The following is a 16,230-nucleotide window of genomic DNA, read 5'->3' on the forward strand; positions in this document are numbered from 1 at the left end:
GTGACTGAAATTGGGGAACTGGTTTAAGAGATTAGAGCAGTGGATTGGTGGAGGAAATGGTGGAGCCAAAAAAATATCTGTCTTTCGTTGGCTCATTATTCTTGGGCTAGTGGGAGTAGCCATTGTGTTATTTAGTTCCTTTGTCAATGTGAAGAAAGTTGATAATGAGAATATAGGAAGAGAGCCACCAACGAATACTCTAACCCAGGAAGCTTTCCAAAACACATCCGCTCAACCAGATACATTCGGCAGTATTGAAGAGGTGTTTGAGAACAATATTAAAGAGATTTTGGAGAAAATAGTGGGTGTAGGCACGGTCGATGTGTTGGTTACAGTAGACTCAACAGAAGAAATAGTCATCCAACGAAACGTTAAGGATTCCCAACAAAACTCAGAAGAAAGCGATGCTAACGGAGGTAAACGGACTACGACTCAATACACTCGTGATGGTGAAATCGTAACCTATGATTCATCAGGTAGTGAGACACCGATCATAACGAAAAAGGTCAAACCTCAAATTCGAGGCGTACTAATTGTAGCCAAAGGGGCAGAGAATCAGGTGGTTCGAAACCTTGTGATAGATGCAATAGCTAAAGGTTTAAATGTACCAAGTTATAGAATTTCAGTTGTTCCACGCAAACAGGAATAATATTCCACTATTTTATGAGAATACGAAGGAGGAAATTAGGAATGAATAATAAAAGACAAACCATTTGGTTAGTGTCCATGTTGAGTTTGATGGTCGTACTTTCGGCTTATTACCTTTTTACAGAGGATTCAGGTACCTCTAAAATTCCTGTAGCAGATAGTCAGCAGGTTGTTGATCAAAAGACAGGTGACAATAATGAGGCTATTGTGTCAGAAGTGAAAGTGGATGGCGAGACGACAGATCTTACAGCTACAGCAGATACAACCGATACGAAGAATACTGCAAAAGAAACGGATACAACTACTGTAGTTACCGACACAGCAACAAAGGACACAGATAAGACGGGATCAGCTACAGATAAGTCGAGCGAGACTGCACAAGCTGAAACAACGCCATCAACTGAACCTAAAAATGATGAAGAGATTCTTAAAGAAGTCGCATCCCAAGCTACTTCCGGTAGAAGTATTCTTGATACGTATCAATTGGAGCGCAAAGAAAGTAGCATGAAGAAAGAAAATGATTTGTATGTGAAATTAAATGAGACGAACACACCTGAAGAAGTGGCGAAAGCCAATGATGATTTGAGAAGTTTAGATGAGAAAGAATCCAAAATCACTGGAATTGAAGAAGAACTTACTAATCAATTCGATGAGGTCGTTGTAAAAGAGGAAAATGATAAGTATAAAGTACTTGTTCTTAGTGAAAAACTTGATGTAAAGCAAGCCGTTTCTATAGTAGAACTTGTCATGAAGGAGCTTAATGTATCTCAAGATAAAGTAAGCGTACAATACGTAGCACCATGATAAACGCTATTTTACGTCATTATTAGACAGAGGTGGAAAGAGTCCAGGGGAGTCTGGACTCTTTCCATTTCTGACGGTTGTGATATAATACATATCGGTATGTGTATGCATATCTGTATGTAAAGCGGTTCTGAAAGTTGAAGGAGTGAATTGACAATGTTTAAGTTGAGTGAGATTAAGGAATTGATCAAGTTAGTAGACCAATCAACTGTTCAAGAGTTGGAAATTGAAATGGAGGGCACTCGCGTATCCATTCGTAAACCTGGGAAACCGGAAGTTGCACAATTCCAACAATCTATCCCACAAGCATATCCAATGGCACCATTACAGGTTCAACCAGTGCTGCAATCGACAAATCAGGGGTCTGATCTAGGTTCGACGACTAATCAGTCGGCATCTGCGGATTCATCATCATTACATAAAATTGTTTCCCCTATGGTGGGGACATTCTACAGATCGGCTTCTCCTGATGACGCTCCATTTGTAAGTAGTGGAGATAAAATAGACTCGAAGTCGACGGTGTGTATCATAGAAGCTATGAAGTTAATGAATGAATTGGAAGCGGAAGTTAAGGGGCAGATTGTAGAAGTACTAGTTGAGAACGGGCAACTGGTAGATTACGGTCAACCTTTATTCTTGGTGCGACCTGAGTAAGACAATGAATACAATATCAAGAAGCTTACGAAGAGAGTTTTCCTGCGGAAAACTTTGAGTTAATGCTTACGAAGAGAGTTTTCCTGCGGAAAACTTTGAGGAGGATGATACCAGCAATGAAATTTCACAAAGTGCTCATTGCGAACCGAGGAGAAATCGCGGTTCGTATTATCCGGGCCTGTCGAGAACTTGACATATCAACCGTAGCAGTCTATTCAGAGGCAGATAAGGAATCCTTACATGTTCGTCTAGCCGATGAAGCATATTGTATTGGACCCACATTATCCAAAGATAGCTACCTGAATGTTACTAATATTATGAGTGTCGCCACACTAACGGGGTGTGATGCGATTCACCCAGGGTATGGATTTTTAGCTGAGAATGCAGATTTCGCTGAAATCTGTGAATCATGCAACATTACTTTTATCGGCCCTTCTGCAGATGCGATTACAAGAATGGGTGATAAAGCTGTTGCTAAATTGACTATGATAGAGGCAGGTGTGCCTGTAATACCTGGTTCTGATGGTCTTATTGATAGTCTTGAAGAAGCTATTATTCTCGGCCGCGATATTGGATATCCACTCATTATCAAAGCAACCGCTGGTGGTGGAGGTAAAGGGATTCGTATTGCGGACGATGAAGAGTCATTAATTAAACAAATAACTGCAGCGCAACAGGAAGCTCAGAAGGCTTTTGGCAATGCAGGTGTATATTTAGAGAAATATCTAACAGGAATGAAACACGTTGAAATCCAGATTATTGCTGACAATTATGGTCATGTGGTTCATTTGGGAGAACGTGATTGTTCCGTACAACGACGTAGACAAAAGTTGATAGAAGAAGCACCGTGTCCTGTACTTTCTTCGGAAATTCGGGAGCGTATGGGTGAAGCAGCTATACGTGCAGCCAAATCAGTGAATTACTCCGGAGCGGGAACACTTGAATTTCTGCTTGGATCTGACGGTCAATTCTATTTCATGGAGATGAATACACGTATTCAGGTAGAACATCCAGTAACGGAATTAGTGACAGGTGTAGATCTCATTAAGGAAATGATTTCAGTAGCTGAGGGCCATTCCCTATCCTTTACCCAAGAAGATATTGTTATAAACGGATGGGCGATTGAATGCCGTATTAATGCAGAAGATCCAGCTAGAAACTTTATGCCTGCACCTGGTAAAATTGTCTTTTATCTACCTCCTGGGGGACCTGGGGTACGGGTCGATAGTGCAGCTTACCAAGGTTACACAATTCCACCGTATTATGATTCTATGATTGCTAAGTTGATTGTATGGGCTCCAACACGGGCTGAGGCGATTGCCAAAATGAAACGTGCGTTATCAGAATTTGCGGTAGAGGGAATTCATACAACGATCCCTTTCCATCAAAAACTACTGAAACATCCTACATTCATCGAAGGTGATTTCGACATCATGTTCTTAGAAGAAAATGAGATCTAAATTCATGAACCTTTGTTTGTCTTAATGAATCCTAAATGATATAGTATGAATAACAAAATTTACATGCCTAGTTAGTGTATGTAGACAATTATCAATGTTTGAAAAGAACTTACTGAAGGGTGTGAACAGATCACTATGAGTACATTACCGACTGAATATGAACGTACGGATATCGGTGAGATTCAGATTGCTCCTGAAGTTATTGAAGTTATTGCTGGTTTAGCTACAGTTGAAATTAAAGGTGTAGCAGGAATGAGCGGTGGATTCGCAGGTGGAATTGCGGAACTTCTTGGCCGAAAGAATCAATCTAAAGGGGTAAAAGTTGAGGTGGGACAACGCGAAGCTGCTATTGATGTATCTGTCATTGTAGAATATGGCTATCGTCTACCGGAAGTGGCTACTCAAATTCAAAGCAATGTTAAACGTTCGATTGAGAACATGACAGGTCTGACTGTCATTGAAGTAAACGTACACATTCATGATGTTATTTTTAAGCAAGTGGATAAGAACGAAGACGTTGATTTCAGCCAACGTGTTAAATAATAGACTACGATAGGCATTCAAACCCCCGACAGTATATGTCGAGGGTTTACTATAATTTAAGGAGGTTGGGTTGTTTCGTGGCTAAAATCCTTGATAGATTCTTGCTGTTTATATATAGCTTGAGTATCGCAATTCTCTCTGTAGCTGCCATCCTCCACCTAAGTGGTGTATTACCTTCTAACTGGATTGATGACTCAGATGATCGTATATTCGTCACTGCCATTATTGTGATGTCGATATTATTACTTCTTAGTCTTCGGTTCTTCTACATCTCTATTCGTAGGGATCGGAACAGCATACCATCTATTGATCAGCGAACAGAGTTTGGAGATATTCAAATTTCGGTAGAAACCATTGAGAACTTATGTCTCAAGGCAGCGACTAAAGTTCGGGGAACAAGAGACTTGAAGGCGCGTGTTAAAGTGGATCAAGCAGGGATTAACATTGAAATTCGTGCTGTTGTAGACGGTGATTCATCTATCCCTAGTTTATCATCTGATATACAGAAACAAGTTCACGATTATCTGCAAGAAACGACAGGGATTCCGGTATCTGATGTATCGGTCTTTATTGCGAACGTTGCGCAGTCACCAAGCTTTAAGAGTAGAGTGGAATAGAGGTGGATTTCCCGATGCTTTGGAAAGAGATGTGGGAGAGTCACAGAGGTCGCATTGTCGGTAGTATAGCAGGGGTTTTATTTGGTATAATATATTTGATTTCGGGTTTTTGGGATATGTTGTTCTTTGCATTGGTTGTGTTCATTGGGTACACTTTCGGTAAAAGAAAAGATTTGCATCAAGGTTTCTTGATTCCTATGAGAGAAGCTATGCAATGGTTATCGGAACGTTGGCGCCCTTTTAAATGAACCCTGTGATATGCTTTCTCCGGGAAAAGAGCTGCAGCTTCGCCAGGCCCAATTTTTGGAGGAAGTTTTCCGGGGTTTTTTTTGTGAATATTAAGAAAGTATAAGTTTCACGTTATACTTTGTTAATATTTCACGAAGAAGCACATGTATGGCCTGAAAATGACAACATGGTTAGGTTCTGTTATGAGATAAATGAACGCAATACAAGATAATTCAGGAGGAACGGATAATTATGAAAAGACGTGTAGCGAGAGAAATCGTGGTACAAAGCTTGTACCAAATGGAAATGAACTTAGTTGAAAGTGAAGAAGCTATATCAATCCTATTAGAGGAAGCTTCTGAAGAGAATGAGACAGAAAGAGTTATCAAAGATGAACTCAAGTTAAAGGAATACGTTCTTGAACTTGTGAATGGGACATGGAACAATAAAGTAGCTATCGATGAATTGTTAGGTCATTATCTCGTTGGGTGGCAAATTAGTCGCTTATCCCGTGTGGATCGTCAAGTATTACGCCTAGCAACTTATGAAATGGTATATCAAGAAGACGTACCGGCAAAAGTTGTTGTCAATGAAGCCATTGATCTTGCAAAACATTTCGGTACAGAAGATTCAGGTAAATTCGTAAATGGAGTTCTTGGAAAAATGATTGGTGATTTAGATGAATTGAAAGAAAAGCGCTCATAAAATTCTTTGTAAATTATACAACATAAGGGGAGAGTATGATGACAGCAACGATTATAAGCGGTAAACAAGTATCGGGTGAAATCCGTGGTTTCTTAGCAGAAGAGGTACAGGAACTTGCAAGTAAAGGCGTTGTTCCAGGACTTGCTGTCGTATTGGTAGGGGAAGATCCTGCCTCTCAAGTCTATGTTCGGAATAAAGAGAAGGCTTGTCATGATCTAGGTTATTATTCTGAAGTACATCGTTTATCGGAGATGACTACACAAGAAGAGTTGTTAACATTAGTGGAGAAGCTTAATCTTCAAGATAATATTAATGGAATACTTGTACAACTCCCTCTTCCGGGGCATATTGAAGAGAAAGCTGTCATTAATGCAATCTCTGTGGAGAAAGACGTGGATGGTTTCCATCCAGTCAACGTAGGTAATCTGGTGATCGGCGATGATAGCCTCCTTCCTTGTACACCAGCGGGTGTTATTGAACTCATCAAGCGTGCTGGAATTGAAATGTCAGGCAAACATGCCGTGGTTATTGGTAGAAGTAACATTGTTGGCAAGCCGGTATCATTGTTACTTCAAAGAGAAAATGCAACCGTGACGATGTGTCACTCTCGTACAGCTAACATGGCTGAGATTGCGAGACAAGGGGATATCCTAGTGGTAGCCATTGGACGAGCAAATTTTATAGATGCGAGTTATGTGAAGCCTGGGGCAGTTGTTATTGATGTTGGGATGAATAGACTGGCTAATGGTAAACTAGCGGGTGACGTTGATTTTGAAAGTGTTAAGGAAGTGTCAGGGCCGATTACGCCTGTTCCAGGAGGCGTTGGTCCCATGACGATTACTATGCTGATGCAGAATACGTTGATTGCCACCAAACGGCATCACGGATTGTCATAAAGGGGCTTGTTATGGACCAGCAGAATGTCTTATCCATTAAAGATCTGAACAAATACATCCGAATGAAGCTGGATTCGGATTCATTATTGTCTGATGTATGGATTCGTGGGGAAATTTCTAATTTTACTCACCATTCTAGTGGACATATGTATTTCACATTAAAAGATGAGAGTAGCCGTATTCGGGCTATTATGTTCGGATCTCATAATCAAAAATTACCTTTCATCCCGAAGGAAGGTTCGCGGGTTATCGCTAGAGGAAATGTTACTGTCTATGAACGTGATGGACAGTACCAATTCTATGCGACTCATATGCAACCTGATGGGATAGGTAGTTTGTATCTAGCATTTGAACAACTGAAGAAAAAGTTGGAGACAGAAGGGTTATTTGCATCTGATCGAAAAAGGATAACACCTACTTATCCTAAGACCATCGGTGTTATTACATCTCCTACGGGCGCAGCAGTTAGAGATATTATTATTACGTTGAAGCGGCGTTATCCACAAGCGAATATTGTCCTATATCCAGTGCTGGTGCAGGGTAAAGGTGCTGCACCTTCTATTGTAAAAGCAATTGAAGCGTTGAATAGCATGGGAGAAGCTGATGTAATCATTGTTGGCAGAGGCGGGGGCTCATTAGAAGAACTATGGGCTTTCAATGAGGAAATGGTTGCAAGGGCTATTTTCAAATCCTCGATTCCTATTATCTCAGCTGTTGGCCATGAAACTGATTTCACGATTGCAGATTTCGTAGCAGATCTTAGAGCAGCAACCCCTACGGCAGCAGCGGAGCTAGCCGTGCCCCAAATAGAGGAAATTAAGGCGACTCTTCAGCTTAGAGAGCGTCAGTTACGCCATGCATTGAAGCAACGAGTGCAACAGGGACGTGAGCGTCTTGCCGCGTTACAACGTTCACCTGTTTTGGTTCATCCACGTAGAACATTACAAGAACACACAGAGCGTCTTGATCGGCTTCAGCAACAACTTACACGATCGATTCGTTCTGGTATCAAACTTAACAAAGAACAAAAATCTCGCATACACCATAGCCTGTTACGATTTAATCCAACAGAGCAAGTATCCTCTGCTAAAAAGAACAGAGAGAAAAGTCAGCGCCAGCTTAACCAAGCGATGATCTCTATTTTAAAGGGGCACCAGACACAGCTAGGTTCTGCAGTCAGGCAGTTGGATGCTCTTAGTCCATTGAAAGTCATGTCTAGGGGTTATAGTCTCGTTTATGACGAACAGGAGAAACGCTTAATTAAATCAATAAGTGATGTTCAGCTTGGTGATTTGGTGAAAATAAGAGTTAATGATGGTCAATTCGATTGTCAGGTATGGGCAATGAAGGAGGATGAGCAAAGTCATGGCGAAGGTCACTGAGCTTAATTTTGAACAAGCAATGAGCCAATTGGAAGAGATTGTTGACGAGCTTGAGCATGGGGATGTTCCTTTGGAGAAGGCGATAGAATTATTTCAAAAAGGAATGGGTCTCTCCCAGTTATGTAGTCAGAAGTTGGAACAGGTAGAGCGTAAAATTGAAATGATTGTGGAGGAAGATGGCGAGCTTCGTAAAAAACCATTTGGTTCTTCACTCGATTCAGAAAGTGGTGAATCTCTTGAATAATCAACCTCCATTAAAAGATTACATTGATGATATAGCAGATTTGATGACAACATCCTTGTTGGATATTTTCCCTTCCACCTGGGATGTGCCTTCAAATTTAAAGGAATCCATGACATATTCCCTTCTTGCAGGTGGTAAACGTTTACGGCCACTCTTGGTCATTACAGCTTGTGAAGCACTCGGAGGGCAACGTGAAGCTGCGATAGAAGCAGCTTGTTCGGTCGAAATGGTTCATACGTATTCACTGATCCATGACGATCTTCCAGCAATGGACAATGATGATTATCGCCGTGGTAAGTTGACGAATCATAAGGTATACGGTGAAGCTATGGCCATTCTTGCAGGGGATGGGCTACTTACACATGCTTTTTTTAATTTAGCGCAGATTTCACGTAAACATGGTATACCTACCGATCGTGTGCTCGCTATCGTGGAAGATCTGGCTGAAATGGCGGGACCTAGAGGAATGGTTGGCGGACAAGTTGCGGATATGGAAGGCGAGCAGGGACTTACGGGTCTTGCCCAACTGGAATATATACATACCCACAAGACCAGCGATCTCATTATATTCTCTCTTATTGCAGGTGGACGAATTGCTGGCGCGGACGAAGCTAAGATTACAGCACTTCGTACATTTGGTCATCATCTTGGACTTGCTTTCCAGATTCAAGATGACATCCTTGATCTCATTGGAGATGAGGCTAAACTTGGCAAGAAGACGCAAAGTGACGTCAAACAAGATAAAGTAACGTATCCCTATTTTATTGGCCTTGAAGAATCAAAGATGGAAGTGGCAAGACTGACTGAGAAAGCTAAGAATACGATTATCGAGGCAGGATTTCCTTATCCTGAACGTCTTTTAGAGATTGCCGATTATTTGGTTAACCGAGATCATTAAAAATAGTGAGTTTTATTAGTAAGGTTCATTTGTGATATAATGAGCGGAAAGATTCCCAAGTACGTAACATTAACAAATCCTATAGAAGAAAAGTGGGGAGATTTAAGTGAAGCTTCCACAAATGAATGAGCCTCAACAATTGAAAAAACTATCCGTTGACGAACTGGCTTCTCTAGCGACTGAAATTCGTCAGTTTCTGATTGAGAAATTGTCTGTAACGGGAGGGCATTTAGCATCGAATTTGGGAGTGGTTGAACTTACACTTGCCCTACACTACTGTTACAATAGCCCAACAGATAAATTTATATTTGATGTAGGTCATCAAGCTTATGTTCATAAAATCCTGACAGGTCGTATGGATCGATTCGATACTTTACGTAAATATAATGGTTTGTGTGGATTCGTTAAGAGAGCAGAAAGTGAACATGATGTCTGGGAAGCTGGACATAGTAGCACCTCTTTATCTGCGGCGATGGGAATGGCTCTTGCCAGAGATCTTAAAGGCGAAGATAACAAGGTTGTTGCTGTCATTGGAGATGGTGCCTTAACGGGTGGTATGGCATTTGAAGCACTGAATCATATTGGTCATGAACAGAAGAAGTTGATGGTCGTTCTTAATGACAATGAGATGTCCATCGCTCCCAATGTAGGTGCTATGCACAATTACTTACTTAAGTTACGTTCAGATCGTCACTATTTACGAGCAAAAGATGAAGTTGAAGGTATGCTCAAAAAAATCCCAGCTATTGGTGGTAAGCTCGCCAAGACAGTTGAGAAATTAAAGGATAGCCTTAAATATATGGTTGTACCAGGCATTCTTTTTGAGGAATTAGGCTTTACTTATCTTGGTCCAGTAGATGGACATGACTTGGAGAAACTAATCGATGCATTTCATCAAGCGGATAATGTAGACGGCCCTGTGTTTGTTCATATCCTTACAACAAAGGGTAAAGGCTACACACCAGCGGAAGCGGATTCCTATAAATGGCATGGTATTAGTCCATATAAGATTGAATCAGGTCAAGTGTTGAAATCAGTAGGAAATCCAATGTATACAGATGTGTTTGCACAAACATTAATTGAGCTTGGAGAACGTGATTCAAGAGTTGTAGCTGTCACACCAGCAATGCCAGGAGGATCCGGACTAATTCCATTTGGTAAGAGATTTCCAGATCGTATGATTGATGTGGGGATTGCTGAACAACATGCTGCAACAATGTGTGCTGCATTAGCGATGGAAGGTATGAAGCCTGTATTTGCAGTGTACTCTACCTTTATGCAACGGGCATATGATCAGATTGTTCACGATATTTGCCGTCATAACGCCAACGTCATGTTTGCGATTGATCGTGCTGGATATGTGGGAGCAGATGGAGAAACACATCAAGGGGTATACGACATTGCCTTTATGCGCCATATTCCAAATATGGTATTAATGATGCCTAAAGATGAAAATGAGCTCCGTCATATGATGTTGACGGCGTTAGAATATAATGAGGGTCCTATTGCTTATCGTTATCCGCGTATAAACGGTCTTGGTGTGGATCTGGATGAAACGTTAGTACCTATTCCAATTGGGACATGGGAAACGGTTCGTGAAGGCGAGGGTTATGCAGTCCTTGCTGTTGGACCTATGGTTCAAATTGCTCTTGAAGCTGCAGAACAGCTGAAACGTGAAGGTATACAACTGCAAGTTGTAAATGCACGCTTCCTTAAGCCTGTGGATGGAGATATGCTACGGTCTCTTGCGCTTTCAAAAAAGAATATGATCGTATTAGAAGAAGCAAGTGAAGCGGGTAGCTTAGGCAGCGCTGTTCTTGAGTTCTATGCAAGTGAACACATATTTGATACGAAGGTATCTATTATGGGTGTTCCCGATCGATTTATTGAACATGGAAGTATCAAGGAACAACGCGAAGAAACAAACTTAACGGTTAATGCAGTATGTGAGGAGATTCATAAACTCATGGCTCTTCAACCTTTCGAATATGGTAAAAGAGGCTTTACGTCTTAAGACGTAAAAGACAGAATCAGGTGAATATATGGAAAAAGAGCGTATCGATGTTCTTCTTGTAGAGCAAGGGTTATATGATAGTCGTGAAAAGGCGAAGGCAGCGATTATGGCTGGACTTGTTTTTGCTGCAGAAGAACGAATTGAGAAACCAGGAATGAAAGTTCCAAGAGATGCTGAGATTAGAGTTAAAGGTGCCGTTCATCCTTATGTAAGCCGCGGGGGGCTGAAGTTAAAGAAGGCCCTCGACAGTTTTGGAATTGATCTTCAAGATGCGGTAATGCTGGATATTGGTTCTTCAACAGGCGGGTTTACAGACTGCGCATTAAAGCATGGAGCTAAATACGTATATGCCATTGATGTGGGAACCAATCAATTAGATTGGTCTCTTCGAAGCGATGATCGGGTATGCGTTATGGAAAAGACTAACTTTCGATATATGACACCCGATGATTTAAAAGGGGACATTCCGAATTTCGCAAGCATAGATGTCTCATTCATATCACTACGAATCATATTACCACCTCTAATGGCATTATTAAGTCAGCCCGCAAATATTGTGGCTTTGATTAAGCCGCAGTTCGAAGCAGGTCGAGATAAAGTAGGTAAGTCAGGTGTAATTCGTGATTCTGCAGTGCATCGTGAAGTGCTAGAGACGGTTCTTACGTTTGCTGAAGAATTAGGCTATCGTCTTCAAGGATTAACTTTTTCTCCTATTACGGGTGGAGAAGGTAATATTGAATTTCTAGCTCATTGGAAGCTAGAGTCTTCTGATCGTGAGGGACTTCTATTGGATAACTTAAGGATGAACAATCTCATCGATGACGTGATCAAAGAAGCAACCCATACGTTTAAAGGGAACTCATCTAAGTAGATGGGTTTCTTTGGTGTAGCCATTTTACTTGAAAAAGGGTTTTTTTAAAGGGTTCACGAATACATCTACGAGGTGATTCGGATGGCGGGACGCGGTGATTTATTCATAATGGCTATAATGGGCATTCTTCTTGTTATAGGTATTTTTTTTCTTATAAAGAAGTGGTTACAGAACCCAGTGATCGGTCGCAGCTTGAATATTCCATTTAGTGATTACATACCTGATCATCCAGCCGTAGATTTGTTGCAAAGTAATGGGTTTGAAGTAGTGGGTGGACGAATTAAGATCCCCCTTTATTTCGAAGTCGATCGAGAAGATTATTATAGTAGGTTATTTATTGATTATGTAGCGACAGATGATGAAGGTGCGATATATCTGGTCAAGACTGCACGGAAGCGGATGCCACAAGAATGGACAGGTAGTTCACTTCGAGATCGTCTATTACCCTATTTCTTACTTTATCCTGATTGTGCAGGAGTATTGTATGTTGATGTGAGTGAACGAGAAATAAGACATATTTACTTCGAATGGGATGAAGAAGAATGGAATGGACATGATGGATAATTATTAACAGTCATAGGAGGCTTTTATGAAAGGACAGCGACACATTAGGATTCGTGATATTATCACGCATCGTGATATTGAAACACAGGATGAATTGGTGGAAGCTTTAAGGGAATCGGGATTTCAAGTTACACAAGCAACCGTATCTCGAGACATTAAAGAATTATTTCTGATTAAAGTACCGACGGATGATGGAAGATATAAATATTCAATTCCGACGGATCAACGATACAATCCAATTCAAAAATTAAAACGAGCACTTGTTGACAACTATGTTCAAATTGATCATACGGGTAACCTTGTGGTTATGAAGTGTCTTCCAGGAACAGCGAATTCTGTGGCCGTCCTGCTGGACAATATGGAATGGAATCAGATTCTGGGTACGATTTGTGGTGACGATACCATTCTAATGATCTGTCGAACAGAAGAAGATAGTCAGTATGTTATTAAGCAAATTCTAGGGTTCATTTCTTAATCTCAGTAAAGAGCCAAAGGTGGGATTATTCATGTTGGTTACGTTATCCATTCGAAATTTAGCCGTAATTGAAGCAATTGACGTTCATTTTTATCCGGGATTTCATGTACTTACTGGGGAGACAGGAGCAGGTAAGTCCATTATTATTGATGCACTAGGTTTGTTGTCAGGTGCTAGAGGCTCTGCTGACCTTATTCGGTATGGATGTGATAAAGCGGAAATTGAGGCTTTATTTGAGCTACAAGAGGGCCATCCAGTGTGGGACATCCTAAGTAAGAACGGTATAGCAGGCGAACATGATGAGCATTTAGTCATTCGTCGTGAAATCACGACTCAAGGGAAAAGTACTTCTCGAATCAATGGCCAACTTGTGAATCTTACGATGCTACGTGAAGTAGGTGAGCAACTGGTAAATATTCATGGCCAACATGAGCATCAGAATTTGCTACGTCCAGAAAAACATTTATATCTTCTAGATACATATGGTGAACACGTGATTGGCCCTTTGAAGCAAAGTTATCAAAGTAAATATTCAGATTTCATTAAAGTCGAGAAGGAACTTCGGGAACTACAGAATTCTAGCCAAAAAGCGTATCAAATGTTGGATTTGTATCGCTTTCAATTGGAGGAAATTGCGACTGCGCAATTAAAACCGGGAGAAGATGAATGGTTATCCAATGAAAGGGTCAAGCTATCCCATAGTGAGAAAATGATGGATGCTGTCACAGGAGCTTATGAGATCCTTAATGGACACAATGGTGTAGCTTCTATTAGCAACGCCATATCGCAGTTAAAAGATGTCATAAATTATGATGAAGATGGTCTTAAGCCTTTACTTGAGCAGTTACAGTCAGCATTTTTTCAACTTGAAGATTCAGCCTTTCAATTAAGGGATTATCGTGAGAACATTGAATTTAATCCTGAACGGTTAGAAGAGGTTGAACAACGTCTGGATTCAATTATTACGCTTCGTCGTAAATATGGCGATAGTGTAGAACAAATTCTTGATTATTACGAGAATATTAAGCAAGAAACGGATTTGTTGGAACATAAAGATGAACGTATAGAAAGTCTTATTCAGATGCGCGATGGCATGCTTGAGAGTGTACTCCGCACAGCCTATGAATTAAGTCAGGCTAGACGACAATGTTCTGTTGAATTGGCAACCCAAGTTGAAAGTGAGCTTAAAGATCTTCAAATGGAACGAACATCCCTCGAAGTTAAACTGGATCTGCTTGAGGATCCACGTGGATATGAAGTAGAAGGCCACAAGGTGCGATTAACGAAGCAGGGAATGGATAATGTGGAATTTATGATCTCTCCAAATCCGGGAGAACCATTAAGACCCCTTGGCAAAATTGCTTCAGGTGGAGAACTTTCAAGAATTATGCTTGCGATGAAGAGTATATTTGCTCGTCATGATCGCATTCCAGTCCTTATATTTGATGAAGTTGATACAGGTGTCAGCGGTAGAGCTGCTCAATCCATAGCAGAAAAATTATTTAAATTATCTGGGACGTGCCAAGTGTTCTCCATCACTCATTTGCCGCAAGTTGCTTGTATGGCAGATCATCAATATTTGATCGAAAAGAATATTTCGGATGGAAGAACAATGACACAAGTAGAGAATCTGTCTGATCATGGACGGATTGAAGAACTTGCCCGCATGTTGGGTGGAGTTGAAATTACGGAAAAAACCCGACATCATGCCCAAGAGATGCTGAACTTGGCTGAAGCGAGAAAAGCTGTCAGATGAGGGGACGGAGTAATGATTGACAGTAATAAAAGCCTGAGGGCGGGGTTATCTTAAAGGTACGCAATTGGCGACCACCTTTCGTCAAGCGAAAGAAGCAAAAGGGAGTGTGACAGCCATTGAACTCCAATCTCAGGAAGAAATTACTAGGCGTATTAACTGCCTTCTTTCTGTGTTTCCTTGGTACAAGTGAAACCGTTCAGAGTTATGCAGCATTACCCAATGACGTAAGACTTTTTACCGGTGATTCATCCATGCTTCAACTGGCAGTTCCCGTTAACGCTCAGGTATCCGTGGACCGACCCGATGTTCTGCAATTGAACGGATCGGTACGTCCAACGTTACAAGTGTCTCCGGGCCATCCTTTACAGCTTAGCTCAAAACAAATTGGCAATGCACGTCTTACCCTGAAATTATTCGGAACGATTCCTATTAAAACGGTACGAATTCAGGTTGTTCCAGGATTAAAAGTAATACCTGGTGGTCAGACCATTGGTGTCAAGGTGAAATCAGCCGGTATTTTGGTAGTAGGGCATCATTTAGTTAATGTCAGTAAAGACAATCGAGTATCCCCTGGTGAGAATGCTGGTATTCAGTTGGGTGATTTAATGACACATATGGATGGTGTTCCCCTAACGGATATTAGTAAAGTGGCTAACATGGTTGATGAAGCTGGGTTGAAAAAGAAAAATCTTGAAATTTCCTTTAAAAGAGGAGATAAAACGTTAACAACGAAGTTAACACCTGCCTACGACGAGGAAGATAAAGCTTGGCGCCTTGGTCTATATATTCGTGATTCTGCTGCGGGTGTAGGAACGCTAACCTTCTATGCTCCCGATCAGGGCGTGTATGGTGCACTTGGACATGTTATTACAGATATGAATACACAGACCCCTATCGTCGTTGGAAGTGGCGAAATTGTACAATCTAATGTAACCTCCATTTCCAAAAGCCAAGATGGGGAACCTGGTGAGAAAAGAGCTCATTTCCTGAAAGAAAGCCACATTTTAGGTAGTATTGTAAGCAATACGCATTTCGGCATTTTTGGTAAAATGACGCAGAACCCCGAGCATAGTCTATATAAAGAACCCATTCCTGTTGCATTTGCTGAAGAAGTAAAAGAGGGTCCTGCAGAAATATTGACGGTAGTTGATGGCCAGCAAGTAGAACGTTTCAAAGTAGATATTGTTCATGTTGCACGTCAAGATGCACCTGCTACAAAAGGTCTCGTATTAAAGATCACGGATCCGAAGCTGATTAGTAAAACTGGTGGTATTGTTCAAGGTATGAGTGGAAGTCCTATCGTCCAGAATGGCAAGCTTATTGGTGCTGTTACCCATGTCTTTGTGAATGATCCTAAATCAGGTTATGGCTGTTTCATCGAATGGATGCTTCAAGATTCGGGTGTTATGCAAAAAAATAAAAATCAACAAACAGATCTTAAGGCGAGTTAGCCTTAGGGTTTTTTTGTCAT

At 41.0% G+C, this 16,230-nt stretch carries 18 protein-coding genes; all 18 read left to right on the forward strand.

What is annotated here, in order from left to right:
- Positions 1–10: 10 nt before the first annotated feature.
- The 18 genes from spoIIIAG (at position 11) to spoIVB (ending at position 16,210) form a co-directional block, all read left to right on the forward strand.
- Complete coding sequence (spoIIIAG, locus tag AC1D69_RS01740) at positions 11–649, forward strand: stage III sporulation protein AG (protein ID WP_495454419.1); 639 nt, start codon at positions 11–13, stop codon at positions 647–649.
- Between the two features lie 41 nt (positions 650–690).
- The gene (locus tag AC1D69_RS01745) at positions 691–1,452 is read left to right on the forward strand and encodes a SpoIIIAH-like family protein (RefSeq protein WP_495454420.1); all 762 of its coding nucleotides are present in this window, start codon (positions 691–693) and stop codon (positions 1,450–1,452) included.
- Between the two features lie 156 nt (positions 1,453–1,608).
- A complete protein-coding gene (gene accB, locus AC1D69_RS01750; protein ID WP_495454421.1) occupies positions 1,609–2,106 on the forward strand; it encodes an acetyl-CoA carboxylase biotin carboxyl carrier protein in 498 nt (165 codons plus the stop codon).
- Between the two features lie 116 nt (positions 2,107–2,222).
- Positions 2,223–3,566 (forward strand): acetyl-CoA carboxylase biotin carboxylase subunit, encoded by a 1,344-nt coding sequence (accC, locus tag AC1D69_RS01755; RefSeq protein WP_495454422.1) that lies wholly within the window; start codon positions 2,223–2,225, stop codon positions 3,564–3,566.
- Between the two features lie 135 nt (positions 3,567–3,701).
- Positions 3,702–4,109, forward strand: coding sequence for an Asp23/Gls24 family envelope stress response protein (locus tag AC1D69_RS01760; protein ID WP_495454423.1), 408 nt, complete (start codon positions 3,702–3,704; stop codon positions 4,107–4,109).
- A gap of 77 nt (positions 4,110–4,186) precedes the next feature.
- Complete coding sequence (amaP, locus tag AC1D69_RS01765) at positions 4,187–4,726, forward strand: alkaline shock response membrane anchor protein AmaP (RefSeq protein ID WP_495454424.1); 540 nt, start codon at positions 4,187–4,189, stop codon at positions 4,724–4,726.
- 14 nt (positions 4,727–4,740) lie between these two features.
- Positions 4,741–4,974 (forward strand): DUF2273 domain-containing protein, encoded by a 234-nt coding sequence (locus AC1D69_RS01770; protein WP_495454425.1) that lies wholly within the window; start codon positions 4,741–4,743, stop codon positions 4,972–4,974.
- A 232-nt stretch (positions 4,975–5,206) separates the two neighbouring features.
- Complete coding sequence (nusB, locus tag AC1D69_RS01775; RefSeq protein ID WP_495454426.1) at positions 5,207–5,659, forward strand: transcription antitermination factor NusB; 453 nt, start codon at positions 5,207–5,209, stop codon at positions 5,657–5,659.
- Positions 5,660–5,697: 38 nt separating this feature from the next.
- Entirely contained in the window at positions 5,698–6,555 is an 858-nt protein-coding gene (folD, locus tag AC1D69_RS01780; RefSeq protein WP_495454427.1) for a bifunctional methylenetetrahydrofolate dehydrogenase/methenyltetrahydrofolate cyclohydrolase FolD, read from the forward strand.
- An 11-nt stretch (positions 6,556–6,566) separates the two neighbouring features.
- Positions 6,567–7,937: an exodeoxyribonuclease VII large subunit gene (xseA, locus tag AC1D69_RS01785; protein WP_495454428.1), complete on the forward strand. Its 1,371-nt coding sequence runs from the start codon at positions 6,567–6,569 to the stop codon at positions 7,935–7,937.
- Entirely contained in the window at positions 7,921–8,181 is a 261-nt protein-coding gene (gene xseB, locus AC1D69_RS01790) for an exodeoxyribonuclease VII small subunit (RefSeq protein WP_495454429.1), read from the forward strand. Before xseA ends, xseB begins: the two co-directional genes overlap by 17 nt.
- 43 nt (positions 8,182–8,224) lie before the next feature.
- The gene (locus tag AC1D69_RS01795) at positions 8,225–9,079 is read left to right on the forward strand and encodes a polyprenyl synthetase family protein (RefSeq protein WP_495454741.1); all 855 of its coding nucleotides are present in this window, start codon (positions 8,225–8,227) and stop codon (positions 9,077–9,079) included.
- A gap of 121 nt (positions 9,080–9,200) precedes the next feature.
- The gene (dxs, locus tag AC1D69_RS01800) at positions 9,201–11,093 is read left to right on the forward strand and encodes a 1-deoxy-D-xylulose-5-phosphate synthase (RefSeq protein ID WP_495454430.1); all 1,893 of its coding nucleotides are present in this window, start codon (positions 9,201–9,203) and stop codon (positions 11,091–11,093) included.
- 28 nt (positions 11,094–11,121) lie between these two features.
- Positions 11,122–11,964 carry a TlyA family RNA methyltransferase gene (locus tag AC1D69_RS01805; RefSeq protein WP_495454431.1) on the forward strand — a complete coding sequence of 281 codons (843 nt, stop codon included), beginning with the start codon at positions 11,122–11,124 and terminating at the stop codon, positions 11,962–11,964.
- An 81-nt stretch (positions 11,965–12,045) separates the two neighbouring features.
- Positions 12,046–12,528, forward strand: a complete 483-nt coding sequence (locus tag AC1D69_RS01810) for a hypothetical protein (protein ID WP_495454432.1) — start codon at positions 12,046–12,048, stop codon at positions 12,526–12,528.
- Between the two features lie 25 nt (positions 12,529–12,553).
- The gene (ahrC, locus tag AC1D69_RS01815; RefSeq protein ID WP_495454433.1) at positions 12,554–13,003 is read left to right on the forward strand and encodes a transcriptional regulator AhrC/ArgR; all 450 of its coding nucleotides are present in this window, start codon (positions 12,554–12,556) and stop codon (positions 13,001–13,003) included.
- A 31-nt stretch (positions 13,004–13,034) separates the two neighbouring features.
- The gene (recN, locus tag AC1D69_RS01820; protein WP_495454434.1) at positions 13,035–14,759 is read left to right on the forward strand and encodes a DNA repair protein RecN; all 1,725 of its coding nucleotides are present in this window, start codon (positions 13,035–13,037) and stop codon (positions 14,757–14,759) included.
- A 116-nt stretch (positions 14,760–14,875) separates the two neighbouring features.
- Entirely contained in the window at positions 14,876–16,210 is a 1,335-nt protein-coding gene (gene spoIVB / locus AC1D69_RS01825) for a SpoIVB peptidase (protein ID WP_495454435.1), read from the forward strand.
- Positions 16,211–16,230: the final 20 nt, after the last annotated feature.

Source organism: Paenibacillus sp. Y301 (assembly GCF_059445505.1).